Raw genomic sequence first — 25,463 nt, 5'->3', positions numbered from 1 at the left:
TCATGGAAGTAAAGAATAATATAAAATTATTTGGGCTATTATTCATTGAAATCTCATGAATATTTAGCCACGCTTAATATTTAAATCGACAGGCTTCATAATGTAAAAAGAGTGTGTCTAGATTGTTATTTTTCTGGCATAAATTCGGAATTTACTGATAGATTAATTAGAACCCCTTTATGAAAAGGTATGGATTGCATGATGCTGCACGCTTCGTGGGACCCGATACTAGTCGGTATTTCATTCCTGGTGGCATTCATTGCTTCTTTTGTCGCGCTTGATAGTGCGGCAAAAATTGCTGCCTCTAATAAAAAAGCAGCGTTGTTCTGGCGAATAACCGGCGGCGCGACGCTGGGTATTGGTATCTGGTCGATGCATTTTATCGGCATGTTGGCCATGAAAATGCCGATGCCAATGAGCTATCACCTTGAGTTAACGATTATTTCGTTACTGGCAGCAATTATAGCCTCTTCGCTGGCTATTAATATTGCCGTCGCCGGTAATACGCTGTCGCTTAAGCGCCTATGTATTGCGACTGCGCTGTTGAGCAGCGGCGTCGTCACCATGCACTACGTGGGCATGGCGGCGCTAATGGCGCACGATGATATTACCTGGAGCATCCCGCTGATTATTGCTTCGGTGGTGATTGCAATTGTGGCCTCCTGCGTTGGGCTGTGGCTAGCATTCAGCCTGCGTCTGAACAGTAAAGGCGTGCTGCTGACGCGCGTCGGCGCAGCGCTAGCGATGGGCATCGCGATTGCCGCGATGCACTATACCGGCATGAGCGCCGCCACTTTTAATGGCCATGGGCATATGATGGCGAGCCATGCCGCCATGGTCAGCGAAGAAGGGTTATCCATCTGGGTATCCGTCACCACCCTGCTGCTGCTCGGGCTGATGCTGATGATTTCAATGGTCGACTCACAGGTACGCACTACGCGTCTAACGGAAAATCTCCAGCGCCTGAATCAGCAGCTTGAACAACAGGCGCGCTACGATGGCTTAACCGGGCTGGCAAACCGCAGCCAGATTGATATGCGGCTGCTGGCGTGCCTGCATCAATCAAGACTCGCGGGCAGCACGTTCGCACTGGTGCTGATGGATCTGGACCGCTTCAAGTTGGTTAACGACGCCTGGGGCCATCATGTTGGCGATAATCTGCTGGTTTCCGTCGCCAACCGCATGAGCGCCTGCCTGACTCCTAAAATGACCCTGGCGCGCATCGGCGGCGATGAGTTTATTCTGCTGGCCCCCAACTGCGATGAAGCTGAAATTGCCGATATTTGCACTCGTATGGTCGACAGTATCCGTCGACCGTTTTACCATTCTGGCCAAATTTTGCAGATATCCCTGAGCGTAGGGATAAGCCTCTATCCGGGCCATGGTGAAACACCGCAGGAGCTGAAACTGTCGGCCGACACCGCGATGTATCACGTGAAGCACAATGGCCGTAACGGCTGGGTTCTCTATCACGAATCCATGCTCGACAGTACCTGGCAAGGCGCCCATTTCTTACAGGACCTCACCCAGGCGCTGGAGCGAGGTCAGTTTGAGCTGTGGTATCAGCCCAAATACCACGTGAAAGATAAACGTATTTACGGTTTTGAAGCGCTGTTACGCTGGCGCCATCCGAAAAAAGGGATCCTGCTGCCGGAGGTTTTCCTGCCGACGCTGCAAAACACCGGTCTGATTGTGCCGGTCGGCAACTGGATACTGGAAAAAGGTTGCGAACAGCTACGTAAATGGAGCCGAGCCGGTCACGATGATTGGACGCTATCGCTGAATATTTCCCCGGTTCAGTTTGAACAGCAGAACTTTTATGAGCAGGTATGCGATGCGCTGATGCGCCATCAAATCTCTCCTACTCGGTTAACCATCGAACTCGCCGAGACCACCGCTCTGCACGGTTTTGACCGCAGCGTACAGATATTTAACGATTTTTGTCGTATTGGGATAACCATCTCCATCGACAATTTTGGCGTGGGATATTCCAATATGTTGGCACTGCAGGATTTACCTGCTGGTGAGCTGAAAATCGACCGAAGTTTTACCAAGGATATGCGCGAGAACAGCAAAAATATCAAAATTGTCTCGACCATTATCAATATCGCCCATTCCATGAATATGGATGTGGTGGCGGAAGGTGTGGAAACCCAGGAGCAGCAGCGCATTCTCTCGGGATTAGGCTGCGATGCATTACAGGGGTTCTGGTTCTCCGATCCGGTACCGGCGGAAGATATTGAAATGATGCTCAACAATCTGCCACTCAGCGGCGACCCGAATGCGCCTGCGGCAATCCGTCGGGATATCTCTTCATCATCCGGCAAGAAAAAACAGGCCTGAGGTTAACAGTTTATGCGCCCGCGCTGTCAACAGTTGAGTCCGCGCGGCGCACTGACTAGCGCTGTTCTACCCGCTCCTGAAAGGCGATGGTAAAAGCCTGGTAGGCTTCAGCGTCCACCTGCTCTTCGACACCGTGACACAGCAACCGATTCGTCGGCCCGCCTATTGAATGGCGCTCATATTTTTCGATAACCGTGCACTCTTCCAACCAGCGCTTGCCCAGTGCCAAATCGTCATCTTTAATTCCCGGCATCAATACCAGCACCACCACACCGGCAAATGCGACGGCGGTCGAAATCCACGTCGCGAAAAGCACGGTGAGAGAAACGTTGAGTTTCGTCAGGAGATAGCTCGCCAGCAGCAATAGCAGGAAGATAGCAGACAGCCACTTGCCGAAAATCATCATTTCAGACAGATAGGTCATAACCGTTGGCCCGAGCATGAGAGAGTATCAAGGCTGCAATGGCGGCACGCCTGCTTATTAATTGAGCAATTATAGCAGGCGATAACGCCCGAGCGGGCTTGTCTTATTGTCGTGAATCGAGCCGGGCAAACTAACGTCGGTCTTCTAGTGCCGCAACTATACTACTTGCTGGCAGTTCGTCTCTCCAAAACCGCAAATAGCCCCGTGACAATCTCATCAGGAGTTCTCTTATGACCGTATTTAAGCATAAATCCGTACTGGTTTTAGGTGGTAGCCGTGGTATTGGGGCGGCAATCGTTCGACGCTTTGCCTCCGACGGTGCATCGGTGGTTTTCAGCTACGCCGGATCGCGCGAAGCGGCGGAGGAACTGGCAAAGGAGAGCGGCAGCACTGCGGTGTTGGCCGATAGCGCCGACCGAGACGCGATAATCAAGCTGGTGAGCGACAGCGGGCCGCTGGATATTCTGGTGATAAACGCCGGGATCATTCTCTTCGGCGATGCGCGCGAGTTGGACAGCGACGACGTCGACCGCCTGTTCCAGATTAATATTCATGCGCCTTATCATGCGGCAGTCGAGGCGGCGCGGAAAATGCCGGCCGGTGGGCGCATTATTGTGATTGGCTCCGTCAACGGTGACCGCATGCCCCTTCCAGGACTCGCTGCCTATGCCGTCAGTAAATCTGCGCTGCAAGGTCTTGCGCGCGGTCTGGCGCGTGATTTTGGGCCACAGGGGATTACGGTTAATATTGTACAGCCCGGGCCGATTGATACCGATGCTAATCCGGAGTCAGGTCCGCTAAAAGAACTGATGCACAGCTTTATGGCGATAAAACGTCACGGCAGACCGGAAGAAGTGGCGGGAATGGTGGCGTGGCTTGCCGGGCCGGAAGCCTCTTTTGTTACCGGCGCGATGCACACCATAGATGGTGCGTTTGGCGCGTAACGGAGAGAACATTAGATAGCGCCGCTGGCATGCGGAGAAAAAAGCCAGCAGCGCCATCACGCATTTTTAGCCACGACGGTTAATGCCCCCGGGCTACATATGATAACCGGGTCAAATCAAAGCACATCTTCCATCACCCACACGCTGACGCTACCGCCGTTGCAGGTAAAAACCGCGCCGCCCTCTTCGCTGGTCTCGACGACCTCCTCCCGGTTGTTGAGAAAATCTCGCCAGCGCTTATTGCCGTAATTCTCTCCGAGCGTCAGCGCTTTTTTACCCTCATCACCGTTTGAAAGCATCACGACGCAGCCTGGCATTTCATCCGTTCCGCTACGGCTAAAGGCGATACAGTTTGGGTGATCAAACCATAGCGTCTGTACACCGTGGGCAAACCGCTGGCGGGCGTCAATCAGCTCATGCAGTTGCTCAATGACCGGCATATCAATGATGTAGGTTTCGCCATCGCCGCCGGTATCTTCGTAATGCGCGCCAAACAGATCGGGATAAAATATTGACGGCACCCCGTTTTCGCGCAGTAGGATCAGCGCGTAGGCCAACGGTTTAAACCAGGCTTCTACCGGCGCTTCCAGCGCCTGGAGCGGCTGCGTATCGTGGTTAGCCACTAGCGTCACCGCGTGGAACGGGTCAGCTTCAACCAGCGTGCCGGTGAAAATCTGGCTCATATCGTAATCGCGCCCCATCCGTGACGCTTCGTGAAACTTCAGTTGCAAAGGTGCATCGAACAGCATCGTTTGGCCTTCAACCTGCGCGATATATTGCTGCAATTTATCCACTTCATGGGACCAATACTCGGCGACGATAAACAGTGGTCTGGTCGCCACCTCCTGCACGTGTTCTATCCACTCTTTATAGAACCACGCGGGAATATGTTTCACCGCATCCAGACGAAAACCGTCGCAGCAGGTTTGCTCCAGCATCCAGCGCGCCCAGTATTTAAGTTCTTCGGTCACCGCGTGGTTGCGAAAATCAATATTTTCACCCATCAGGTAATCAAAGTTGCCCATTTCGTCGTCAACCTGATCGTTCCAGCCTTCACCGGTATAGTCGTTAACGATTTTGAAAATACCGTCTTCATTCGGGTTTTCAATATGGTCGATACCGCTAAAGCACTTGTAATCCCAGACAAACTGCGAATATTTCCCCTCACGGACCGGAAAGTAGTAGCGAGTCCACGCTTCACAGTCGATGATTTCCTCGTCAATCTGAGTGCGATCCTCCGCGTTGACCCGCTGTACGCGGATGCGCTCTTTTTCATCCGCCCCCATTTTGTGGTTAACGACTACGTCCATCAGCACCGCAATGTCGTGCTGTTGCAATGCGGTAATCGCCTCCAGCAGCTGAGCTTTATCACCATACTTGGTGGCGACCGAGCCTTTTTGGTCAAACTCCCCCAGGTCAAACAGATCGTAGCTGTCATAGCCGACGGAATAACCGCCGGATGCACCTTTAGTGGCAGGCGGCAGCCAAATCATATTGATGCCAATTTCATTCAGGTTCGGGGCTAGCGCCGCCACTTCAGGCCACAATTCGCCGCCTGCGGGATAATACCAATGGAAACATTGTAGTAAGGTGGGATTTCGCATACCTGTTCTCCGTATAAGGCGACAGGAAAACTATAGATGATCCGTCAGTAAGCGTTAAGATAAGCCTTCAGCCGAGTTAGCCCGACAGCGGCTCAAAGATGAAGGGAGTAATGGGATCATCATGCAGCGTCAAGACGTTTCATCATCACGTATTAAATCAATTGGTTATGACGTAAAACAAAAAACTCTCGAAATTGAATTCTTTGGTTTAGGGATTTATCAATACGTCGGGGTCCCGGCCAAGACTTACGAAACGTTTTTAACCGTAAAGTCCAAAGGTCGTTTTTATGATGGCGTCATTAAAGATAAATTTCTGTGCAGGAAAATGGGTTAAACCGTCGATGAGATCTGCTCAATACACGGTTTAACCTGATAAGGGCTGGCGTTTCGGCGGCCTCACGAATAAAAAGCTTTCGCCGCTTAAAGTGAATTAGCTCCCTTTGTAAGTCGAGTACCCATACTGGCTAAGCAAAAGCGGAATATGGAGCTTTTCATTGGTTTTGGTCACGGTAAAGAGCACCGGGACCTCGGGAAAGAAGGACGATAGCTTTTCACTCTTGAAGTAATTCCCCGTTTTAAACGTCACTCTGTACACGCCAGGTAACATATCCTGGTGTTCAGGGTACAGGGATTTGATCCGGCCATCGCTATCTGTTTTCCCCTGGGCCAGTGTGTCCCAACCGGTTGCCTGCTGTTTTTCCAGGGTGACATCTACATCTTTTGATGGAATGCCAGTTTGCTGGTTCAGTATATGAACACTCAATGTTCCTGTTGGCGCACTGAACGCCAGCGGTGCAAAGAGAGAGGCTGATAACAGAGTCAGGCTGGCGATTTTTTGGGTCATTTTTATTTTCCTGTAGTTGAAATCACAGGGAAATCTTAGCCATCTTGCTGATAAAAAATATTCAATTTTTTGTTATCGATTGGTTAGCAATTATTCATTGATTATCTTTAACCTGAAATATAACAGCGCGTTATTTTGAATCAAAGCGTGCCGGTCGAGACTGCGGTTGCATAATCGCATCAGCGATGACCTATGCCATATCGCCACAGTTCTGGTACTCGAAAAAACGCTCGCGACCCAGGAACTAAAAAAATCGCCTAACGGTAGCACCTCGAAATGACAAAGCCCCGAGTAACCGGGGCTCCATCGTTATCATTTTAATACTCATTAATTTCCGGTAAGGAGCATCTTCGTGATATCACAGCGTGTTAGTGGCTCAGTGATATTCGATTCTTCAAACACATCAACACCATCAAACTTTTGGTGGTTAGCGCCATTCATCGTGGTTACTGAGCGGTCCACGTGGATGAGCTGATAGTTTGGTTGAATACCTTTCCCAGTAATACCTAATCTCACAGCGATAACATCCGGCCTGCTCAACATCTCCAACAACTTCTCCACGAACTCGCTTGGTAGTGAAGAAATATTTCCATTCCAGTTTTTATTGCTCACGATCTCACTCCAGTTAATTGATTCAATTAACAAAAGCGGCATAAGTAATCATGTTCTTAAATGCCCCTAACTGGGAACGCAAAAACGCGGGATTAACCGCAAGGCTATATCGTTTAATAAGTCATTTATACCATCAAAAAATGATGTGCCGAACTAAGGTTAGGAAGAGACAATGGCGCTGTAAGTAGCGCCATTGCTGGTTTTAGATGAGGTCAGATGAAGAACGAATACAACTAGTGCTTAACGATATACATCGTATGCGTGTACGCCACGTCTTCCGGGTTGGTTATCGGATACCCTTTTAGCCATGGTTTGATTAAGCGACCATTGGTGTACTGGTAAATCGGCGCAATCGGCGCTTTGGCTGCCAGAATTTTTTCCGCTTCGTTGTAGTCAGCGTTACGCGCTGCGGCGGTGTTTTCCAGCGCCGCCTGACGAATCACCTTGTCGTAGGCCGGTTCGTTAAAGCGTGCAATGTTGCCGGTATTGGTTGAAGTCAGCAGAGACAGGAAAGTCGACGGTTCGTTGTAATCGCCAACCCATGACGCACGAATGACATCAAAATTGCCGGTGTTACGGCTGTCGATATAGGTTTTCCATTCCTGATTTTGCAGCTTCACGTCAACGCCGAGATTTTTCTTCCACATCGATGCCACCGCAATGGCAATTTTCTGGTGGTTTTCTGAGGTGTTATACAAAAGCGTCAGCTTCAAAGGACGGTTCGGGCCGTAGCCTGCCGCCTGCAGCAGCATTTTAGCCTGCGCATTCAATTCCGCCTGGCTGCTCTGTTCCAGCGCCGATGGCTGCGGAGTAAAACCCGCCGTCACGTCTGGTGTTAAACGCCAGGCGGGTTTTTCACCGGTACCCAGTACCTTCTCAGCAATAATCCGTCGGTCGATGGTCATGCTCAGCGCCAGGCGCACACGCGCATCGGCGGTAGGCCCCTTCTGGGTATTAAAGGCGTAGTAATAGGTGCCCAACTGCGCCGGGGTATAGACCTGGCCCGGCAGCTCCTTGAGCAGCTTCTGGTACTGATTTTTCGGGAATGATTCGGTGATGTCGATATCGCCAGCCAGATAGCGTTTGGTGGCCGACGACTCCTGGTTAATCGGTACAAAAGTGACTTTCTGAATCACCGTTTTCGCATTATCCCAGTACTGCTTGTTCGGGGTCGCAACCAGTTTTTCGTTAACCACACGATCCGCCAGAACATAAGCGCCATTGCCCACCAGCTTACCCGGGCGCGTCCAATTTATATCGCTTTCAACGTTGGCCTTATTCACCGGATACAGTGAGAAATTGGCGGTCAGATTTACAAACCACGGCAGCGGTTTATCGAGCTGAACGCGCAGAGTGCGCGCATCAACGGCAGTTACGCCCAGAGTCTCGGGCTTAGCTTTGCCATCGATGATGTCCTGGGCGTTAGTGATGCCAGCCAGTGCGGCAAACCAGGCAAATGGCGAGGTGGTTTTCGGATCCACCAAACGCTGCCAGCTATAGACGAAATCCTGCGCCGTTACCGGAGTACCGTCTGACCATTTCGCATCGTTACGCAGGGTAAAGGTCCAGATTTTTTGGTCATTGGTCTGCCAGCGGGTGGCGACGCCAGGAATAATATTTCCGTTGGCATCCTGGTTAACCAGGCCTTCGAACAGATCGCGGATCACCTGAATTTCAGGCAGCCCTACTGCTTTAGCGGGATCCAATGAAGCGGGTTCATCTTTGATGTGGCGAACCAGATCTTGCTGTTTTGCCAACACCGTTCCAGCGGGAACGTCGGCCGCAAACGCGGCAGAACTCAGGCCTGAAAGCAACACAGCAAAGCAGGTCAAGGTGAAAGGATACTTCATGACATCCCCTTAAATTAGATAAACCCAAGTAACATAATGGAAATATTATTTGTTTCACTTGCTATAAATGCAAATGCCTTATCACAGAAAGTTGACTTACGCCGTCAATTACGCTTCAGGAAACTATTTGATTCGCGGCGAATTTTGCACAACACTGCTCGGTATCGCACTCAGGATCGGGACTATCGCTATGTCAGCTCTTCGCCCTCGCGCTCAGCGCGGCGCGTTCCCTCAGGGAACACAACACTATGGCCGTTCTCTGCTGGGCGCGCCGCTTATCTGGTTTCCTGCGACGGTTGCCGGCCCGCAAAGTGGGTTGATCATTGCCGGTACCCACGGGGATGAAAACTCCTCCGTGGTGACACTCTCCTGCGCGCTGCGGGCATTAGCCCCGGAGCTGCGTCGCCATCACGTGATTCTGGCGGTCAACCCGGACGGCTGCCAGCTTGGGCTGCGGGCGAACGCCAACGGTGTCGATTTAAATCGCAACTTTCCGGCGGCTAACTGGAAAGCGGGCGAGACCGTGTATCGCTGGAACAGCGCCGCCGAGCAGCGCGACGTCGTACTGCTAACCGGCAGCCGCCCGGGATCCGAACCGGAAAGCCGCGGGCTGTGTCAGCTCATCCATCAAATTAACCCAGCATGGGTGGTGTCATTCCATGACCCACTGGCTTGTATCGAAGATTCCCGTAACAGCGAGCTCGGGCAGTGGTTGTCTAACGCCTTTACGCTGCCACTGGTCAGCAGCGTGGGCTATGAAACGCCCGGTTCGTTTGGCAGTTGGTGTGAGGATATTGGCCTGCACTGCATCACCGCCGAATTCCCACCGGTCTCCTCTGATGAGGCCAGCGAGAATTATCTCGACGCGATGACGCAGCTATTGCACTGGCAACCCGCTAATCACAAATGAAGCTCACCGCAGGTAAAGCGTAGCGCGGGCTGCGCATCAACGGCGAGCCAGGTTGGGCCATCAAGATCGGCGAGTTTGACCTGAGTGGTCAGAGGCAATGCGGCGTCAATCGCCCGCGACGTGCAGAGCATGCAGCCCAGCATCAGCGCAAACCCCTGCGCTTTGGCTTCGGCGGCCAGCGCCAGCGCCTCGGTCAGGCCACCGGTTTTATCGAGCTTGATATTCACCATCTCGTAGCGGCCGCGCAAGACGGACAGATCTTCGCGGGTATGGCAGCTTTCATCGGCACAGATAGGCAGCGGATGAATAAAATTATCCAGCGCCTCATCTTCGCCGACCGGCAGCGGTTGCTCCAGCATCGCCACCTTGAGATCGGCCAGTAGCTGGCAGCGCGCCGCCAGCCCATCACCACGCCAGGACTCATTGGCATCGACGATAAGCGTGGCTTCTGGTGCAGCTTCCCGAATCGCCACCATGCGCTCGCAGATAAAATGGTTGTCCAGCTTGACCTTTAACAGCGTCGCCCCGCTTTCCCATAGCGCTCTGGCACTGGCAGCCATCTGTTCAGGCGTACCGATAACCACCGTCTGGGCAGTCACCACCGTCGTCGGTAGCACAACACCAAGCTGAGTGACAACGTCACTTTTAACCAGGTGCGCCTCCAGACTCCATAGCGCGCAGTCCACCGCGTTACGCGCGGCACCTGCGGGGAGCAAGGTCGCTAACTGTTCGCGCGTGATGCCGCGTTCAAGCTGTTCGCCAATCGCCATAATCTGCGCCATTACCGAGGCCAGACTCTCACCATAGCGCGGATACGGCGTGCACTCGCCGATACCTTTCACGCCATCCTGTTCAAGCTCAACCACCACCACCTTTGCTTCGCTGCGGCTACCGCGGGCAATAACAAACGGTGAGTGCAGCGGCCAGGCTTCTTCATAAACGCGCAGCTTTCTCATTTCCACTCCTTTTATTGAGGCGCAAATAGGGTTTGCCGTGTTAACACCTGATGACATACACTAGGGCAGACGTTAACTATATGTAAACAGGAAGATAATCATGTCGCAAACCGTACATTTCCAGGGCAATCCCGTTGCTGTTCAAGGTTCTATCCCGCAGGCTGGCGATAAAGCTCAACCGTTTACGCTGGTGGCAAAAGATCTCTCTGACGTCACCCTCGGCCAGTTCGCTGGTAAACGTAAAGTTCTGAACATTTTCCCAAGCATCGATACCGGCGTTTGCGCGGCATCTGTGCGTAAATTCAACCAACTGGCTGGTGAACTGCCGGATACCGTTGTTCTGTGCGTTTCCGCTGACCTGCCATTTGCCCAATCTCGCTTCTGCGGTGCAGAAGGTCTGAGCAATGTGGTCACTCTGTCCACCCTGCGTGCGCCAGAATTCCTGCAAACCTACGGTGTGGGCATCGCTGATGGCGCACTGAAAGGTCTGGCGGCACGTGCCGTTGTCGTCATCGATGAAAACGACAGTGTCGTTTACAGCGAGCTGGTGAACGAAATCACCAACGAGCCGGACTACGATGCTGCCCTGGCTGCGCTGAAAGCGTAACAACCAGAGCGTCAAAGCAAAACAGCCTCTTTTCAGAGGCTGTTTTTTTATTACTCTTCTCCCTTCTTACTGCTCAGGCCATATTCACGCAGCTTATTTGCAATCGCGGTATGTGAAACGCCCAGGCGTTTTGCCAGCTTACGCGTACTTGGGTAGCTGTGATAAAGCTGAGCCAGCACCGAGCGTTCGAAGCGACGCGTAATATCATCCAGCGATCCTTCCATCGCCTCTTCGCCTACCGCCACGCTGGAGACGTCATTATCCGGCAGCAGCACGTCCTGCGGACGCAGTTCGTAGCCCTCAAGCTGGGTCAGCGCACGATACACCGCATTTTTTAACTGACGTACGTTGCCCGGCCAGCCGTAACGGGTTAATACCGTATTGAGATCGGCGGCAAGTTTAGGCCGGGAGATCCCCTGCTCATCGGCAAATCGCGCCACAAACAGCTCGGTCAGCGGCATGATATCTTGTGGACGATCGCGCAGCGGCGGCAGATTGAGGGTCAGGACGTTGAGACGATAATAGAGATCCTCGCGGAATAGCCCTTTTTGCACCAGCTCAACCAAGTTTTTCTGGGTGGCGCAAATCACGCGGACGTCGACATGGACTTCATGATCTTCACCAACGCGACGGAAAGTGCCGTCATTGAGGAAGCGCAGCAGTTTAGTTTGCATGCGCGGCGACATTTCGCCAATTTCATCCAGCAGTACCGAGCCACCATTAGCCTGCTCGAAGAAGCCTTTTTTACCTTCTGCCGCATCGCCAAATAGCTCACTTTCCACCGCATCTTCCGGTATCGAGCCACAGTTCAGCGCCAGATAGGGTTTTGCCGCTCGTGGGCTGGCTAAATGGCAAGCATGCGCCAGTAAATCTTTACCGGTGCCGGTTTCCCCGATAATCAGCAGCGGTGCGGTCAGCAGCGCCAGCTTGCGCGCCTGATCCACCACCTGACGCATACGTGGGCTGACGCCGACAATCTGGCTGAAAGCGCTAACATCCTGCGTGGTCATGGTTTGCAGCTGACGCCCCATTTTCAGCGTCGAACGCAGCATCACCACCGCTCCGCCGAGAATACGCGTGTCATCTTCACCGTTCAGGTAGACCGGCGTCGCTTCCAGCAGGAAGTTTTGTCCCTGGATGACCACATGCTCGGCGAGTGACTCCACGGAGTCGCTTTCCAGCCAGCGCTGGAAGTTAAAACCGCTAATCAGCTGCGTCACGTTATGGCTGCGCATACGCTCCTGGTTCATGCCGAAGAGTTGGCAGCTCGCCGGGTTAGCGCGTTCAATTTTACTGCGGGTATCCAGCGATAGCACCGGCTCTGGCATGGCTTCCAGCAATGCGCTCAGCGCCAGATGCTCGCGCTCTGATGGCATCCACGGTACGGTACGGACGTCCGTCACACCGGCAATACGGCGGATCTCCGCCATCAGGCTGCTGAAGCTGGTGAATTCCAGCTCCGCGAAATTAAGATAGATTCGGCCAACAGGGTCGATATCGATTCCGCGCAGGTCAATGCCGCGCAGGACCAGAAGATCGAGCAGTTCACGAGTCAGACCGAGACGGTCTTCACAAAAGACTTCAAGACGCATGGGAGTTTTCACCCTTAAAAGCCAAAGACATATGAATAATAAGACAGTTCTTCGCTGGCGGGAAGATGACTGTCAACAATTATTGACAGTATGGCGGAAAAATCGACTTTGTGCCGTAAAGTTATGCGTTCAAGCAGCGGAAAAGCGCACGGAGCAGCAACCCTCACCCCAACCCTCTCCCTTAAAAAGGGAGAGGGGGCAGATTGTGCCCGTACCTGAGATGATTTTCTCCTCAGCATTGCATGGTAGAAATAGCTCCTGAAGCCAAAAACCGCACTCATCGGTCCCCTCGCCCCTCCGGGGAGAGGGTTAGGGTGAGAGGGCAGATTGTGCCCGCACTTTAGATGGCCATTCCAGAAACGAGTCGTGAAGCCAAAAACCGCACTAATCGGTCCCCTCGCCCCTCCGGGGAGAAGGTTAGGGTGAGAGGGCAGATTGTGCCCGTACTATAGATGGCCATTCCAGAAACGAGTCGTGAAGCCAAAAACCGCACTAATTGGTCCCCTCGCCCCTCCGGGGAGAGGGTTAGGGTGAGAGGGCAGATTGTGCCCGTACTTTAGATGGCCATTCCAGAAACGAGTCGTGAAGCCAAAAACCGCACTCATCGGTCCCCTCGCCCCTCCGGGGAGAGGGTTAGGGTGAGGGGAGCCACAGCTCATCCCATCCGGTGTTCGCCGCGCCCTATCGCATCGCGATCGAAAAAGCGCTGGATCACGCCAGCCGCCATAAACGCCGCGCGATCGGACATATGGGCAATCACATCTGCATCGTGGCTGACGAGGAGATAGGTCATACCGTGGTCCTGCTTCAAGCGGTTGAGCAGATTGAGGATCTCGGCCTGGACCGACATATCCAGCGCCGAAGTTGGTTCGTCCAGCAGCAGAATTTTCGGTCTTAGCAACAGCGCGCGAGCAATGGCCACGCGCTGACGCTGGCCTCCGGAGAGCTGATGCGGGTAGCGACGCACGGCATCTGCAGGCAACCCTACCTGCTCCAGCGCGGTACTCACCCGCATTTCGATATCGCCCTCGCCATGAATCTGTAGCGGCTCGGCCAGCGTGCGCCACAAAGTATGGTTCGGGTGCAACGAGGCATAGGGATCCTGAAAGACCATCTGCACATTACGGCGTAGTTGGCCCTGAAAACGTGCTCCCGCAGTGATGTTCTGCCCGAAAAGCGTTACCTGGCCGTGCCAGTCGCGCTGTAGCCCGGCGTTCACCCGCAAAATCGTCGATTTCCCGCAGCCCGACTCGCCAATCAGGCTAAAGGTTTCGCCGGTCTCCACGTGGAAACTGGCAGCGGAGACTGCCGTTTTATCACCAAACGTGACCTGTAGTGCCTCGAGATTAACGATTGCCATCTGTCGACTCCTCAAAGCTCTTGGTACGGTCAAGCGTGGGTAGCCTCTGCCCGTAGGTTTGCGCATTGGGACGGCAGGTCCATAAAGTGCGCGTATAGGGATGCGTGGCCTGCGGTAAATCACCGGCGGCCATCTCATCGACGCTGTTGCCCTGGTACATCACCAGAACCCGATGGCAGTGCTGGGCCACCAGCGGTAGATCGTGGCTAATCAGCAACATTGCCATGTTCCGCTGTTCACATTGCGTCACCAGCAGTTCGAGGATCTGATTACGCAACCGCGCATCCAGCGCCGAAGTCGGTTCATCGGCAATCAGCACTTGCGGATCGTTGATCAGCGCAATGGCGATCATCACCCGCTGGCCCATGCCGCCGGACAGTTCGCCCGGATAACGGTTCAGCACCTGCACGTCCAGTCCCATCGCCAGTACCGCCGATGCGATTTTTTCCTGACGCTCGCGGCGATTCAGGCGCTGGTGCAATACCAGCGCCTCTTCCAGTTGCGCGCGTACCGTTTTAACCGGATTGAGCGCATAACGAGGATCTTGTAACACCATCGCGATATCGTTACCCCGCAGCGCACGCCAGCCACGCGCATCAAGACTCTGTACATCGCGGCCCAGCACGTTCAGTTGGTCAGCGCTGACGATGCCCGGTTTGCGTACCAATCCCATCAGCGCGCGCGCAGTCATTGATTTACCGGAACCCGATTCGCCAACCAGCGCCAACCGCTCGTTACCGAGCGTAAAGTTCATATTATTGACCACCCGGGAGCCAGGATAATCAATATTCAGTCCCCGTACGGACAGGCGTTGTTCAGTCATGTTGCGGCTCCAGAATGTCACGTAAACCATCGCCCAGCAGGTTAAACGCCAGGCTGGCAATCAGAATCGCTCCCCCTGGTGCAGCGGCAATCCACCACTGGTCAAATATTACCTGCATACCATCGGCTATCATCGCACCCCACTCCGCCATCGGCGGGCGGGCGCCGAGCCCGAGGAAACCCAGACCCGCAGCGGCCAGAATAATCCCCGCCAGATCCAGCGCCAGCCGTACGATAGCTGACGGCAGGCACAGCGGCAGAATATGGCCCACCAGCAGGCGCAGGCCTCGAATGCCCATCATCTCGGCGGCGGCCAGATAGTCGCTGTGCCGCAGACGCTGAATTTCGCTGCGCGCCTGACGCGCATAGGCAGGCCAGGTGGTCAGCGCCAGAGCCAGCGCGCCGTTAACCAGGCCTGGGCCAAGCATCGCGACAAAAGCAAACGCCAGAATCAGTCGTGGCATCGACATCACCACATCGGTAAAGCGCATCAGAATACGTTCCAGCCAGCCGCCGTAATAGCCGGAGAGAATACCCACCAGCAGCCCGACCGGCAGCGTAATCACCGTCACTAGCGCCACCAGTCCTAGCGCTGGACGGGTGCCGTAAATCAGTCTGGATAGCAGGTCACGCCCGAAGCTATCGGTACCCAGCCAGTGTTGGAGGTTGGGCATTTGCAGGCGCATGGCGGCATCCTGCCAGTTCGGGTCCATCGGCGCGAGCCAGGGGGCGAACAGCGCCGTCAGTACCAGTAAGCTGACAATAGCCAGCCCGCAGCAGGCCGCAGGTGAGCGCAGTAAACGATGTAAAAAGAGAGACGTTGGCATCAGCTCACCCTCGGATCGGTCAGCCGCACCAGCATGTCGGTGAGGTTATTAATGAGTACAAAAGAAACACCAATCAGCAGCGTGCCCCCCATAATGGCCGACATATCCCCGGCGAACAGCGCCGTCGTCAGGTAACGACCGATACCCGGCCAGGAGAACACCGTCTCTGTCAGCACTGCGCCTTCCAGCATCGAGGTATAGGCCAACGCAATCACCGTCAACAGCGTGCCGCGAATATTGGGTAGCACGTGGCGGATCAGAATGCTCATCTCCCCCGCCCCTTTGGCTCGGGCCAGCAGAATGTACTCTTTGTTCATCTCACTGAGGCACGCGGAGCGCGTCAGGCGCGTAATGCTGGCCATCGAATAGTAGGCCAGCAGCAGCATCGGCAGCACCAGATGGCTGACGGCGTTGCGAAACGCCTCTTTATCGCCGGACAGCCAGGTATCAATCAGCACAAAGCCGGTTTTCGCTTCAATAGTGAACTGATAAATATCATCGAGTCGACCCGGGCCGGAGCTCCACTGGAGCCTGGCGTAAAACAGCGCCAGCATCAGCAGACCGAGCCAGAAAATCGGCACCGAGTTGCCCAGCAGGGTTAAGGTACGCACGGAAAAATCCCATGGCGAACCGGCGTAGCGAGCGCAAAGCACGCCGGCAATCACGCCAAGCACGGCGCCAACCACCAGCGCCAGCGTTGCCAGCTCTAAGGTTGCCGGAAACGCGGCCAGCAGGTCGTGCAGCACCGGCTGCCCGGTGGCGCTGGCGGTCCCCAGATCGCCGTGGGCCAGATTCAGCAGATAGTGCCAGAACTGCACCGGCAGCGAGCGGTCAAGCCCCAACTGGTGACGGACCTGATCGTAGGTTGACTGACTAGCGTGGTCGCCAACAATTTGCAGTACACGGTCGACGGGCGATAGCGCCGAGAGGGCAAACGTTACCAGCAAAAGTCCCAACAGGGTCAGTGCCAGCGTGAAAAGCCCCTGAAAGAGCGCAGACAGTAAACGCCGGGTTCGCTGCGCGGTTGGATTAGGTAAAGCGGCGGGCATGGGCATTCCGTATATCAACGATAAAACGAACAGCAGCGGCCCGAAAGCTCACGCCTGCGGGCCGCTGCTGCAATAGCAATTACTTGGTGACGTTGTCGTACCAGACCATATCGGCGTTAAGCCCCTGCTGGTAGCCCTTCACGTTATCGCGGATAACGATCTGCGTCTTGCCCTGGTCAATAAAGACATACGGCGAATTGCGCTGCAGCTCTTCCTGCATTTTCTTATACAGGTCAAGGCGCTTGGTCGCGTCCGGTTCGGCTACCGCCGCCAGCGTCGCTTTATTCAGTTCAGGGATTTTCCAGCCGTTGAGGCCCGCCACGGTGCTTGATTTACCATCGTTAAATGCAAATGCACTGGCGTTGGAGTGGGCATCGAAGTAGTCCGGGATCCACAAGCGAATTGCCGCCTGGTGCTGTTTAGCACGCACACGGGCGTACACCTGGCTACCTGCCGCCGGCAGCAGTTCAACCTTTACGCCGCCCTGAGCAAAGCTCGCCTGCATTGACTGGGCTATGGTGATAAACGGCGGTTTGTTTTCCACGTCGAGGGTAAAGTGCGCATCTTTAATCCCGGCTTTCGCCAGAATCTCTTTGGCCTTCGCCGGGTCGAATTTAAACGGTGTGTTGTCCAGTGCGCCGGGGAAACCAACCGGCAGGAAGCTCTGGTGGACAAAGTACTGACCTTTCAGCAGATCTTTGGTGATACCGTTATAGTCTACCAGCCAGCGGGCCGCTTCCCAGAATGCCGGATTTGCCAGCAGCGGGTTAGCGCTGTTGCCGGTATTGAACACCACGTAGTTTTGTTCGGCGGAAGGAATGCTCAGCACCTGCAGGCCCGGTTTGCCTTGCAGAGCGTCAATTTGGTCGGCACCGAGATCGCGCGCCACGTCAGCATCGCCCTGCTGGATCAGCAGGCGGCGGGAGGCTGGATCCGGCACGTTTTTAATGATCACGCTTTTCAGCTTCGGTGCACCGGTTGGCGAAGTCTCGTTGGCCTCAAGGACGATAGCCTGATGAGGCTGGTAGACGCGCATTTTGAACGCGCCGCTGCCCGCCGAGTGCATTTTCAGCCACTCGTTGCCAAAGTCGTTGGCCTTAACGTTTGCCGCAACTAATTTTTCATCAACGATAGAGGCTATCGGCGTGGAGAGAATATTCAGCGCCACCGCCGGGCTGACATCAGCGGTCCAGCTCACCTGTAGCGTGTGGTCGTCGATTTTTTTCAACTGGCTGGCAATGTTGTCTGGCTGCCAGCCGAGGACGTTGAGGATAAACGCCGGGGATTTGTTGAGCGTCACGGCGCGAGTGTAGGAGAAGATCACGTCTTCCGGGCGCAGCGCGTTGCCGGAAGCAAATTTTGCGTCATTTTTCAGCTTGATGGTCAGCGTTTTTGCAGCCGCATCGGCCTGCCAGCTTTCAGCCAGAATTGGGGTGATTTTTGCTGGATCGTTACGGTCCGGCTGCACCAGACGCTGATACAGGCTAGGCACCGTCTGGATGCTGGAAAGCTCGTTGGCTTCTGCCGGGTCGAGACTGACAATATCATCAAGGCCTTGAGCGACCACCAACGTATTCGCAGGGGTTGCAGCGTAAGCGGAGGCTGACAGCGCGGTCAGCACAAATAAAGACAGCAGCGTTTTGGTCATCGGACTTCCTGAAAGTGATTATGTCGTTGAAGTTATCGACTAAATTAGCGCTGCTGGTCACTTTCAGTAAAGATAAGTATAGATATACGTTATGCCAATTTGGCATAACGTTATTTATTCACATTCATTTGTCCTGCGACGTCGCCGTTTTTCCCTTCTGCAAGGTGGCTTTTAGCTGACCTACAAGCTCACGACGGAAATCGCCTAAACGCGGTTTGTCGTTGTCCAGCCACGGCAGTGGACGACACAATTCCATCGCTTTAATCCCCAAGCGCGCGGTCAGCAAACCGGCGCCAATCCCCTGGGCTGCACGGGTAGACAGACGGGCGGCCAGATCCTGCGACATCCAGTCCATGCCGACTTCACGCACCAGCTCGCTGGCCCCGGCGAAGGCAATGTTAATCAGTACCAGACGGAACAGGCGCAGACGACTGTAATACCCCAGCTCAATGCCGTACAGGTTAGCAATGCGGTTAATCAGCCGCAGATTACGCCAGGCAATAAACGCCATATCCACCAGCGCCAGCGGGCTGACGGCGATCATCAACGTCGACTCTGCCGCCGAGCGGCTGATTTCACGACGGGCCTGGGCGTCCAGCACCGGCTGCACCAGATGCGCATAGAGGCTGACGATTTCTCTGTCGCTCTGGGTTTCGTGTATTGCAGCATACCAGCGCTGTAGCGCCGGATGCGATTGATCGAGCCCCGCCTGCCGTGCCAGCCCTTCACAGAAAGCACGCGCCTTGCCCACGCCGTGGCTGTTCATCAGCGTACGCGCTTCATCACGCTCCTGTGCGCGCTGACGTAAACGCCACAACCTGCGCCATTCGGTGGCGACAGAGCCGACGCCCGCGCCAATAATTAGCGCTCCGGCGACACAGCCTCCCAGCGATACCCAGTCCTGAGTTTGCCAGGCATTAGCCGTCCACTGCACTCCCTGCGCAACTACGCTTATCCCAAACAGGCCAAGCCCTGCGCCGACCATTTTTCGCCACAAGCTGCGTTTTGGCCGCAGCGCGGCCTCAATGCTGGCTTCCGCCTGCCCTTCGCTTGCGGCGTCATCATCAAGCGCTACCGGCGCAAACTTCTCCGCGGTCTCACCGTCAAACGCCTGCGAGGATTTAAACTGTTCGCTTTTTACTTCCGTTAACGGGCCTGCAAAATCAATCCGCGGTTTAAATGAATCGCTCATCGCAGTTTATCTCCAATCAAAAACTCCAGCGCGGCATCGAGGCGAATATGCGGCAGCGGCTGGTCAACGTCCATCGTCTGTGGACGGAAATTCTCAAACTGAAAGCCCTGTTTGTCCCAGAATGCCTGGCCCGGCAAACGGGCCGGAACTTCACCAGGATAAACGGTCAGCGGTTCGCCGTCGCTCAGGCGATGACCACGCAGCGCCGGAATTTTCTCGCCGTTAACGTCAATTAGTCCGCTCTGGGTTGCCTGCACTGAAGCCAGCCCCAGACAGTCCATGGTGATGCCTTCAAAGGCCGCATTCTGCCAGGCATCCTGAATGAGCTGTTGCAGCAGCGACACCATATTGCCGTGCTGATCGACCGTCACGTGATCCGCTTTGGTGGCGGCAAACAGCAGTTTGTCAATAACCGGCGAGAACAGACGGCGGAACAACGTCCGCTGGCCGTAGTGGAAACTGTGCATCAGCTGCGTCAGAGCCAGACGCATATCGTTAAACGCCTGCGGCCCGCTATTGAGCGGCTGCAAGCAATCGACCAGCACAATCTGGCGGTCAAAGTGCAGGAAGTGGTCTTTATAGAAGCCCTTCACCACTTTTTCGCAGTAGTAGTTAAAGCGCTCGCGCAGCATACCGGCGTTAGTGCTTTTGCCCGCCTGCGCCAGTTTGGTTTCGCCCACCGCGTCAACATCCGGCCAGGGGAAAAACTGTAACGCAGGAGCTCCGGCGAGTTCACCCGGTAACACGAAACGGCCCGGCTGGATGAAATGCAGCCCCTGCTGTTTGCACTGGTGCAGATAGTCGGTCCAGGCTTGCGCAATCTCCGCCAGGCGGTTTTCGTCGGCGGGAGCTAGCGGATCCAGACCGTCGCAGAGCTGCCGCCATTTTTCCGACCACTCCGCGCGCAGGCCGTTCAAAAGTCCGGTCATCTGCCTTGACCAACTCAAATAGTCCTGGGTCAGCATAGGTAAATCGAGCAGCCATTCACCGGGATAATCGACAATCTCCAGATACAGCGTGGAGGTCTCTTTGAAATGGCGCAGCAGCGAGTCGTTGGATTTGTAGCGCAGCGCCAGGCGAATTTCGCTAACGCCGCGAGTCGGCGTAGGCCAGGTCGGCGGCTGACCATAAAGCTGCGCCAGCCCTTCATCGTAGGTAAAACGGGGAACCCCGAGGTCGCGCTGTGGGATGCGCTTTACGCCCAGCAGGCGCTCGTCGCGCACCGCGCTAAGCAGCGGCAGACGCGCTCCGGTGTGAATGTTCAGCAGCTGATTGACCATACCGGTGATAAACGCGGTTTTGCCACTACGGCTAAGGCCGGTCACGGCAATACGAAGATGCCGGTCAACGCTTCGGTTGACCAGCGCATTGAATTCAGTTTTGAGTCGCTTCATTGCTTAATAGACACTCCTGTCAACGCCGATACCGCTATTTTGCCATGGGGAAATACCGTTTGGCGAGGCGCGACAATAAGGGTTCCAGCGCCACCGCCAGCAACATTTTCAATGGCCGACGGGCGACGGACTTCACCGCCCAGCCGGCAACACCCGCCGGGCCATAGCGGAGTGCGGTCAGCAAGGCGAGCTTGCCGACAATTTTTAAACCAGGCTTAACTTTCTGCCCTGCCCGCTGCCATTTATTGCTCATCATTAACCTCTTACTTAGAGCTGACGGAACCGGCTGCGCAGACTAAAGGTGTCGGATGTAACGTAACGTTCCATCTCACGCAGACGCTGTTCACCAGCGGAAAGCTCTGCATCAACCGCATCCAGCAGGTCGCGACTGGTCGGCTGGTGCTCGCCATAGTTCGCCCCTTCCGGCATCGGGTCGAGGGCAAACGTCAAAATAATGTAGGCGACGACGACAAAGAAAAAGAGTCCAAATAGCATCGCCAATACGGTAATGATGCGCACCAGTTTCACCGGCACGTCTAGGAACTGCGCAATACCGGCACAGACCCCTTTCACCATGCCCTGCTGCGGAATACGCCAGAGCTTTTTGCTAAAATCCAGTGCTGCCATTAGCGATCCCTCCAGTTCGGATGTTCTGCATCAAGAATGGCTTCCAGTGCCTGAATACGCTCGCGCATCCGCTTAGCGTCATCGGTAAGCTGCATCAGCCGCTGCTGTTCACCCTGCGAAAGCTCGCTGGAGCGGGAACGGTTGCTGTAGTGCAGCCACAGCCAAATCGGCAGGACAAACAACACAAACAGCGTCAAGGGGATGCCGAGGAAAAGCGCGCTCATAAATACTCCTTATGATTTCTACCCTCATTATTTCGAACTGCATGATGGCGGCAAGGGAACGATTTCCCCGTCACTGACCCTGGTCTGTGACGGGGGTGCCAACGCATCTGTAACTTGAAGTATGACGGGCATATGAGCAGCGGTACTGTACGTACCGCCAGATTTATTATTCGTTGTCCTGCTTCATTTTGGCTTTCAGCGCAGCCAGCTGATCGCTGATTTCATCATCCGCTTTCAGCTCTGCAAACTGCTGATCCAACGATGGTTGTTTGCCAAAACGATGGCTTTCCGCTTCCGCTTCCATGTGGTCAATACGGCGTTCAAAAGATTCAAAACGCGCCATCGCTTCATCCAGTTTACCGCTATCCAACTGACGGCGCACATCACGGGACGAACTCGCCGCCTGATGACGCAGAGCCAAAGACTGCTGACGGGCACGGGTTTCGCTGAGTTTATTCTCCAGCTCACCGATCTCTTTTTTCATCCGCGCCAGGGTTTCATCCACCAGCGTCACTTCATGTTCCAGCGTGGCGATAACGTCAGTGAGTTTCTGCTTCTCAATCAGTGCCGCACGCGCCAGATCCTCTTTCTCTTTACGCAGCGCCAGTTCGGCCTTTTCTTGCCACTCAAGCTGCTGTGCCAGTGCTTTCTCAACGCGACGGCTCAGCTCTTTCTTTTCCGCCAACGCACGCGCTGATGTGGAGCGAACCTCAACCAGCGTGTCTTCCATCTCCTGGATCATCAGACGCACCAGCTTCTGCGGGTCTTCCGCTTTCTCCAGCAGTGAGTTGATGTTGGCGTTCACGATGTCGGCAAAACGAGAAAAAATACCCATAATTCAATCCTCATAGTTCTATGTTTCGGGCTTAGCCCTGCGAAGAGACTATTACAAATTCCATGCCAACTTTTTATCTTATTGATTATAAACGAGGTGATTGAAATCTGTGCCATTAACGCCTACAGTGAGATGGCGAATTACACCAACAAGTGGCGAATTTCATCATGGCAGATTACAAAGATAACCTTCTCGGCGAGGCCAACCGCTTTCTTGAGGTGCTGGAGCAGGTGTCGCGGCTAGCGCCGCTGAACAAACCAGTACTGATTATCGGTGAGCGAGGAACCGGGAAAGAACTTATCGCTAACCGCCTGCACTACCTTTCTTCATGTTGGCAAGGGCCATTTATCTCGCTCAACTGCGCAGCGCTAAACGAAAATCTGCTGGATTCCGAATTGTTTGGTCATGAAGCCGGCGCGTTTACCGGTGCACAGAAACGCCACCCGGGCCGCTTTGAACGTGCCGATGGCGGTACGCTATTTCTTGATGAACTGGCGACTGCGCCGATGCTGGTGCAGGAAAAACTGCTGCGGGTGATTGAATATGGTGAACTTGAGCGCGTGGGCGGAAGCCAGCCGCTGCAGGTTAATGTGCGCCTGGTGTGCGCCACCAACGCCGACTTGCCGCAGATGGTTGAAGAAGGCCACTTTCGCGCCGACCTGCTCGACCGCCTGGCTTTTGACGTCGTACTGCTCCCCTCGCTACGCGAACGGCGCAGCGACATCATGCTGATGGCGGATCATTTTGCTATCCAGATGTGCCGGGAGCTTAAGCTCCCGCTGTTCCCGGGCTTTACCGAACGCGCCCGCGATACGCTGCTCAATTACCGCTGGCCGGGCAATATTCGCGAACTAAAAAACGTGGTGGAGCGTTCGATGTATCGCCACGGCAGCAGCGAAATTCCGCTCGATGAGATTGTTATCGATCCGTTCCTCCGCCAGACGGTACCGCAGCCGCAGCCTACCGCCAAAGGGCCAACGCTGCCACTCGATCTACGCCAGTTTCAATCGGTGCAAGAAAAAGAGCTACTTGAGCAAAGTTTGCAACAGGCCCGCTTTAACCAAAAACAGGCGGCCGAGCTTTTAGGCCTCACCTACCATCAGTTGAGAGCGCTGTTGAAAAAGCACCAGCTTTAAATTCGTCCTTTCCCTTGAATACCCTCCTATTACAGTGAGGGCAACGCTAGACCGCACGCCATTAATTCAATAAGTTGTACCAATACTTTTCATCTTATGAAGAGAACCCGCGTTCTTTACCTTCCGCAATAAAGTCTCAAAAGAGACAAAATCACTTCAATTTCACACTATCAAAGACAAGAATTTAGTTAGCTCAACGCATAGCTTAAATTAATATATTAGATGTCGGAAGACACGTAGAAATATTTTTAAGAATCCATTATTGCACTTATTTAAGGATTAAATGAATGACCATCAATAAACCACTCACATTATGCGCATTGATGCTTTGCGGAGTATTTGGTGCACAAGCTGCAGGGACCAACACAATTACTTTCACCGGCAAAGTGATTGAATCCGCTTGTACTATTTCAGTCAATGATGGTAATGCAAGTCTGGATTTAGGCTCAACGCTCGCCGCCGATATCGCTACCTCGGGTCAGACCGGCGCGCCTAAAGAGTTTAACATTAGTTTAGCTGATTGTCCGAAAGCTGCGGCGGGTATACCGACTAAAGCATTTGTGAAGTTCACCGGTGACACCGATGGCAACACCAGCTACTTTAAAAACACCTCAGGCAGCGGAACGGCTGCAACCAATACCGGCGTCATGTTGAAAGACAGCAAAGGTACTCCAATCATCAACAACGACGGTAACGCACAGATCGATCTGCCGGCGGTTGGCGGTGATATTAATCTGACTTATTCCGCCATGTTGGTGGCAACGGCTAATACCCCCACTCAGGGTGATGTATCCAGTACTCTGACATATACCGTTAGCTATGAATAATTAATCGACAAGTGCTAAACCCCCCATTTAGCACTTGTTTTTATAGGTAATTAAATGAATTTTTTTAAACTCGGCATCATCTCTGCTGCAGTCAGCCTTTACGCTTGTAATGTTTTTGCCAGCGTGACCATCGGCGGTACGCGTATTATTTATGACGGCAACAAAAGTGAAATCTCTTTTCCTATCGAAAATAAAGATAAGGTCACTAATCTGGTGCAATCATGGATAACGCCAGCCGACACAACTACGCCGGGCAAAGAAGCCATTATCATTACCCCTCCGCTATTTCGTCTCGAGGTCGGTGATAAAAACGTGTTGCGTATTGTCCGTTCTGGCCTGCCGATGCCTGAAGATCATGAAAGCATGTACTGGTTAAATATTAAAGGTATCCCCGCTACCGGAGATGAACAACCCAGCAATTCGGTACAGATTGCCGTTAACTCACGAATTAAATTAATATACCGACCAAAATCACTCTCGGGGACAACACCTGAACAGTTTACGCAGAATATACGCTGGTCTATTTCCGGCGGAACGGTAACGGTAAACAACCCAACCAATTACTATATGAATTTCGCATCGGTAACAATCAATGACCATGCCATTGATACCGTTACCTGGGTATCGCCAAAATCAACCGCCAACTTCAAAATAAACTCAAGTGTAAAAAGTGGAAAAATATCATGGCGACTCTATAACGATTTTGGCATGGCAGGAGCCGAACATACCGCAGCAATCTAAGGAAGGTGCGAACAAGTCCCTGATATGAGATCATGTTTGTCATCTGGAGCCATGGAACAGGGTTCATCATGAGTCATCAACTTACCTTCGCCGAC

At 53.9% G+C, this 25,463-nt stretch carries 26 protein-coding genes; 8 read left to right on the top strand and 18 right to left on the bottom strand.

The window, feature by feature from the left end; genetic code table 11:
• The first annotated feature begins 198 nt into the window (after positions 1-198).
• Entirely contained in the window at positions 199-2,343 is a 2,145-nt protein-coding gene (locus ABOC97_RS00130; RefSeq protein ID WP_349592578.1) for a putative bifunctional diguanylate cyclase/phosphodiesterase, read from the top strand.
• 55 nt (positions 2,344-2,398) lie between these two features.
• Here ABOC97_RS00130 and ABOC97_RS00125 read toward each other — a convergent pair whose 3' ends face one another.
• On the bottom strand, positions 2,399-2,767 hold the full coding sequence (locus ABOC97_RS00125) for a hypothetical protein (protein WP_349592576.1): 369 nt from the start codon (positions 2,765-2,767) through the stop codon (positions 2,399-2,401).
• Between the two features lie 230 nt (positions 2,768-2,997).
• Between ABOC97_RS00125 and bdcA the strand changes: the two genes are divergently transcribed.
• Entirely contained in the window at positions 2,998-3,711 is a 714-nt protein-coding gene (gene bdcA / locus ABOC97_RS00120) for an SDR family oxidoreductase (protein WP_349592573.1), read from the top strand.
• Between the two features lie 116 nt (positions 3,712-3,827).
• Here the strand turns inward: bdcA and amyA are convergent, their stop codons facing one another.
• Positions 3,828-5,315, bottom strand: a complete 1,488-nt coding sequence (gene amyA / locus ABOC97_RS00115) for an alpha-amylase (RefSeq protein ID WP_349592571.1) — start codon at positions 5,313-5,315, stop codon at positions 3,828-3,830.
• A gap of 121 nt (positions 5,316-5,436) precedes the next feature.
• On the opposite strand from amyA, the gene ABOC97_RS00110 reads away from it, so the two are divergent.
• A complete protein-coding gene (locus tag ABOC97_RS00110; RefSeq protein WP_349592569.1) occupies positions 5,437-5,649 on the top strand; it encodes a KTSC domain-containing protein in 213 nt (70 codons plus the stop codon).
• Positions 5,650-5,745: 96 nt separating this feature from the next.
• Here ABOC97_RS00110 and uraH read toward each other — a convergent pair whose 3' ends face one another.
• From uraH to ABOC97_RS00095, 3 genes are all read right to left on the bottom strand, one after another.
• The gene (gene uraH / locus ABOC97_RS00105; protein WP_349593496.1) at positions 5,746-6,138 is read right to left on the bottom strand and encodes a hydroxyisourate hydrolase; all 393 of its coding nucleotides are present in this window, start codon (positions 6,136-6,138) and stop codon (positions 5,746-5,748) included.
• A gap of 348 nt (positions 6,139-6,486) precedes the next feature.
• A complete protein-coding gene (locus ABOC97_RS00100; RefSeq protein WP_349592566.1) occupies positions 6,487-6,771 on the bottom strand; it encodes a hypothetical protein in 285 nt (94 codons plus the stop codon).
• 233 nt (positions 6,772-7,004) lie between these two features.
• Entirely contained in the window at positions 7,005-8,621 is a 1,617-nt protein-coding gene (locus tag ABOC97_RS00095; protein WP_349592563.1) for a peptide ABC transporter substrate-binding protein, read from the bottom strand.
• A gap of 190 nt (positions 8,622-8,811) precedes the next feature.
• On the opposite strand from ABOC97_RS00095, the gene mpaA reads away from it, so the two are divergent.
• Positions 8,812-9,531, top strand: coding sequence for a murein tripeptide amidase MpaA (gene mpaA, locus ABOC97_RS00090; protein ID WP_349592560.1), 720 nt, complete (start codon positions 8,812-8,814; stop codon positions 9,529-9,531).
• Here the strand turns inward: mpaA and ycjG are convergent.
• A complete protein-coding gene (ycjG, locus tag ABOC97_RS00085) occupies positions 9,522-10,487 on the bottom strand; it encodes an L-Ala-D/L-Glu epimerase (protein ID WP_349592557.1) in 966 nt (321 codons plus the stop codon). The genes mpaA and ycjG overlap by 10 nt on opposite strands.
• A 100-nt stretch (positions 10,488-10,587) precedes the next feature.
• Between ycjG and tpx the strand changes: the two genes are divergently transcribed.
• Complete coding sequence (tpx, locus tag ABOC97_RS00080; RefSeq protein WP_349592556.1) at positions 10,588-11,094, top strand: thiol peroxidase; 507 nt, start codon at positions 10,588-10,590, stop codon at positions 11,092-11,094.
• Between the two features lie 50 nt (positions 11,095-11,144).
• Here tpx and tyrR read toward each other — a convergent pair whose 3' ends face one another.
• From tyrR to pspA, 12 genes are all read right to left on the bottom strand, one after another.
• Positions 11,145-12,686 (bottom strand): transcriptional regulator TyrR, encoded by a 1,542-nt coding sequence (gene tyrR, locus ABOC97_RS00075; RefSeq protein ID WP_349592554.1) that lies wholly within the window; start codon positions 12,684-12,686, stop codon positions 11,145-11,147.
• 655 nt (positions 12,687-13,341) lie between these two features.
• Complete coding sequence (locus ABOC97_RS00070; RefSeq protein WP_349592551.1) at positions 13,342-14,046, bottom strand: ABC transporter ATP-binding protein; 705 nt, start codon at positions 14,044-14,046, stop codon at positions 13,342-13,344.
• Positions 14,033-14,869, bottom strand: coding sequence for an ABC transporter ATP-binding protein (locus ABOC97_RS00065; RefSeq protein WP_349592549.1), 837 nt, complete (start codon positions 14,867-14,869; stop codon positions 14,033-14,035). Before ABOC97_RS00065 ends, ABOC97_RS00070 begins: the two co-directional genes overlap by 14 nt.
• On the bottom strand, positions 14,862-15,695 hold the full coding sequence (locus ABOC97_RS00060; protein WP_349592546.1) for an ABC transporter permease: 834 nt from the start codon (positions 15,693-15,695) through the stop codon (positions 14,862-14,864). The genes ABOC97_RS00065 and ABOC97_RS00060 overlap by 8 nt, the downstream gene beginning before the upstream one ends.
• A complete protein-coding gene (locus tag ABOC97_RS00055; RefSeq protein ID WP_349592543.1) occupies positions 15,695-16,744 on the bottom strand; it encodes an ABC transporter permease in 1,050 nt (349 codons plus the stop codon). The genes ABOC97_RS00060 and ABOC97_RS00055 overlap by 1 nt, the downstream gene beginning before the upstream one ends.
• A gap of 79 nt (positions 16,745-16,823) precedes the next feature.
• Positions 16,824-18,392, bottom strand: coding sequence for an ABC transporter substrate-binding protein (locus ABOC97_RS00050; RefSeq protein WP_234505947.1), 1,569 nt, complete (start codon positions 18,390-18,392; stop codon positions 16,824-16,826).
• Between the two features lie 124 nt (positions 18,393-18,516).
• Positions 18,517-19,584, bottom strand: a complete 1,068-nt coding sequence (locus ABOC97_RS00045; RefSeq protein ID WP_349592540.1) for a YcjF family protein — start codon at positions 19,582-19,584, stop codon at positions 18,517-18,519.
• Positions 19,581-20,978, bottom strand: coding sequence for a YcjX family GTP-binding protein (locus ABOC97_RS00040; protein ID WP_349592538.1), 1,398 nt, complete (start codon positions 20,976-20,978; stop codon positions 19,581-19,583). Before ABOC97_RS00040 ends, ABOC97_RS00045 begins: the two co-directional genes overlap by 4 nt.
• 34 nt (positions 20,979-21,012) lie before the next feature.
• On the bottom strand, positions 21,013-21,231 hold the full coding sequence (gene pspD / locus ABOC97_RS00035) for a phage shock protein PspD (protein ID WP_234505958.1): 219 nt from the start codon (positions 21,229-21,231) through the stop codon (positions 21,013-21,015).
• A 14-nt stretch (positions 21,232-21,245) separates the two neighbouring features.
• Positions 21,246-21,605 (bottom strand): envelope stress response membrane protein PspC, encoded by a 360-nt coding sequence (pspC, locus tag ABOC97_RS00030; RefSeq protein ID WP_112204796.1) that lies wholly within the window; start codon positions 21,603-21,605, stop codon positions 21,246-21,248.
• Complete coding sequence (pspB, locus tag ABOC97_RS00025) at positions 21,605-21,829, bottom strand: envelope stress response membrane protein PspB (RefSeq protein WP_349592534.1); 225 nt, start codon at positions 21,827-21,829, stop codon at positions 21,605-21,607. Before pspB ends, pspC begins: the two co-directional genes overlap by 1 nt.
• Before the next feature lie 166 nt (positions 21,830-21,995).
• On the bottom strand, positions 21,996-22,664 hold the full coding sequence (gene pspA / locus ABOC97_RS00020) for a phage shock protein PspA (protein WP_234505962.1): 669 nt from the start codon (positions 22,662-22,664) through the stop codon (positions 21,996-21,998).
• Between the two features lie 167 nt (positions 22,665-22,831).
• Between pspA and pspF the strand changes: the two genes are divergently transcribed.
• The 3 genes from pspF to ABOC97_RS00005 all read left to right on the top strand — a co-directional run bounded on the left by pspF (position 22,832) and on the right by ABOC97_RS00005 (position 25,368).
• Positions 22,832-23,800: a phage shock protein operon transcriptional activator gene (pspF, locus tag ABOC97_RS00015; protein ID WP_349592532.1), complete on the top strand. Its 969-nt coding sequence runs from the start codon at positions 22,832-22,834 to the stop codon at positions 23,798-23,800.
• Between the two features lie 287 nt (positions 23,801-24,087).
• Positions 24,088-24,627, top strand: a complete 540-nt coding sequence (locus ABOC97_RS00010) for a fimbrial protein (protein ID WP_349592529.1) — start codon at positions 24,088-24,090, stop codon at positions 24,625-24,627.
• Positions 24,628-24,681: 54 nt separating this feature from the next.
• Positions 24,682-25,368, top strand: a complete 687-nt coding sequence (locus ABOC97_RS00005) for a fimbria/pilus periplasmic chaperone (protein ID WP_349592527.1) — start codon at positions 24,682-24,684, stop codon at positions 25,366-25,368.
• Positions 25,369-25,463 lie beyond the last annotated feature (95 nt).

This window comes from Kluyvera huaxiensis, from assembly GCF_040149365.1.
Lineage (GTDB): Bacteria > Pseudomonadota > Gammaproteobacteria > Enterobacterales > Enterobacteriaceae > Kluyvera > Kluyvera intermedia_A.
This window is presented reverse-complemented; position numbering and strand designations above follow the sequence as displayed.